The sequence below is a fragment of the Mycobacterium sp. 1165178.9 genome (assembly GCF_001673555.1).
Taxonomy (GTDB): domain Bacteria; phylum Actinomycetota; class Actinomycetes; order Mycobacteriales; family Mycobacteriaceae; genus Mycobacterium.
Genome location: NZ_LZMB01000513.1, coordinates 1 through 2,160, shown reverse-complemented (window position 1 = coordinate 2,160; position 2,160 = coordinate 1). Strand labels below are relative to the sequence as shown.

At 67.0% G+C, this 2,160-nt stretch carries 2 protein-coding genes and 1 pseudogene; 1 reads left to right on the top strand and 2 read right to left on the bottom strand.

Going from position 1 to position 2,160, the window contains the following annotated elements:
* Window positions 1–244 (top strand): annotated as a pseudogene (locus A5652_RS21825) (osmoprotectant NAGGN system M42 family peptidase); the annotation flags it as partial.
* A 182-nt stretch (window positions 245–426) separates the two neighbouring features.
* On the opposite strand, the gene A5652_RS21820 reads toward A5652_RS21825, so the two are convergent.
* The gene (locus tag A5652_RS21820) at window positions 427–1,194 is read right to left on the bottom strand and encodes a class I SAM-dependent methyltransferase (RefSeq protein WP_067356598.1); all 768 of its coding nucleotides are present in this window, start codon (window positions 1,192–1,194) and stop codon (window positions 427–429) included.
* 52 nt (window positions 1,195–1,246) lie between these two features.
* Window positions 1,247–1,930, bottom strand: a complete 684-nt coding sequence (locus A5652_RS21815; protein WP_067356595.1) for a GAP family protein — start codon at window positions 1,928–1,930, stop codon at window positions 1,247–1,249.
* Window positions 1,931–2,160: the final 230 nt, after the last annotated feature.

The following is a 2,160-nucleotide window of genomic DNA, read 5'->3' as shown; positions in this document are numbered from 1 at the left end:
TGGCTGGGAGCGCACCCACATCGAATCGCTGGAAGCGGCCTACCACCTGCTGCATGCCTGGCTGCAGACACCGTTGACGTTCGCCAAGTGGGACGCCAAGCCGACCGGCAGCCTGCGCGACTTCCCCTCGCAAGAGCAGCCCGCACCCAGCGAGCGATGGGTGCCGCTGTCCCGCGGCGATTTCGAGAGCCCCGGCGAGGCGTCGCCCGGGACCCACTGGCCGCCGGAGGGGCCCCAGGCCTGAGGCCGCTACATCTGCGCCCAGACAATCTTCGTCTGTAGGTAGGTCTCGATTCCGGCCTTGCCGGACTCGTGGCTCCAATCGTCCTACGCATTGCAGCGTCGTGGGTCTCCTAGGTGAATGCAGCAGAAGTTCGCGCATAACCCCTTGCTGTCTACGACATTCGGAAGAAAAGGCGCCGGCGGTTACCGGCCGCGGGCGATCCGGTCGGCGCGCCAGCAGCGGGACTGCATTGGGACGTCGATCGCGTCGGTGCCCGGGAAACGTTCGGTCAGTAGGGCTCGGGCGTTGTCCAGCCGCTGCGCCCGGTCATCCGGCGAGGCGATGATCACCCGGCTGTACGTGCCGAGCATCGCCACGACGTCGTCGATCGTCATGGTCCGCACGAACCCGAACGCCTCGCGGGCGACGTTGTGGAAGATCTGCGGATCGGGGAGCACCACGTTCTCGTGGCGACGACGGAATCGGTCGGGCGCATCAGCCTCGGTCGTGTCGTCGCCGGGCAACAGGTCGAGGTCGCGAACCCAGTCCACATCGCGATCGCGACTCGTCCAAATCAGCCCGAACCGCCCGCCGTCGCGCAACACGCGGCCGATCTCCGGAACGGCGCGTTCGGGATCCATCCAGTGCCACGCCGACGAGACGAATACCGCATCGGCGGACTGGTCGGGGAGGGGTATCGCCTCACCGGTGCCCTCCACGGCGCGGACCTCCGGCGACCGCTCGGCCAGCACCGCGCGCATCCGCGCGTCGGGTTCGACGGCGACGACCTGCGCGGCCCGGCCGACGAGCGTGCGGGTGAACAATCCGGTGCCCGCGCCGACGTCGACGGCCACCTCGCACTCGGATGGCAACAACCAGTCCACCGCCTGCTGCGGTGGGTGCGGCCGCAGCCCGTCGTAGTCCTCGGCGATCGAACCGAAGGACATCGCGCGTTCTCGACGATCAGTCACAAGCGACAAGCTAATCCAGCCGGCTGTGCGGGACATGAGAAGCCGTGGTGCGTCACCAGAGCGCGCTGTGATTGACCAGCGCGTCGGCGATGAGCCCGGTTCCGAAAACCAGAAACAGCAGCCGCACCGACATCGGGCCGTAGCGGGTGAGGCCGCGCACGATCGCGCGCTGAATGCGCTTGGCTCGCATGGTTTTTCTCATCGACAGGATAAGGATCAGCAGCGGCGGCGAGAGAGCGATCGCCCAGTAGGCGATGACTACCAGTGGCCACAGTGGCGGTCTCGGGTGGAGCGCGGCGATCATCGCCAACCCGGTGAGGTAGGGCACGGCGGTTGGGGCCTGGCCACTGCCCACCGCCAATCCCAGGAACCCCAGCAGCCACGGCCGTTGCCGCATCGCCGCCAGCGCCCACCCCGGTGCCGATGATTGGGCGGTCAGCGGGAAGTAGGCCAAACCGATCAGCACGATCCCCAGCAGCAGTTCGCCCCGGAAGCGAATCGCCGGTGTCAGGTGAAAGTCGAGCACGTCGGTGATGAAGCCGATGCCGAGCACGGTGCACACTCCGAAGGTGGTCGTCACCGCGAACACGCCCGCGATGTAGCTCAGGGCGCCGGGAAGTGGTGACCGACGACCCAGTCGGCTGTCGAAGATGACGGCCGAGACCACTCCCAGGTTGAGCACATTCAGCGAGTCGAGAAACGCCAGTCCGGCAAGCGCCAGTGCCAGAGCCGCCACGCGTCTGTACCGGGCCTAGTGTGCGGATTCCCGGACTGCTGGCAGCCGAATGCGCGCTGACCACGGCGACAGGATCAATGCGGCGATCATGCTGCGAACAATACGAGTTCGGTTGAGAACTTGTCGGCTGAGGCTGCCCGTTCCACCGGTCATCGCGGTCTCACCACTGCCGCCGCGGGGGGCGATGGTGGTAGCACAAGTCATGAGCGGCATTATCGAGGCGTCGGCGG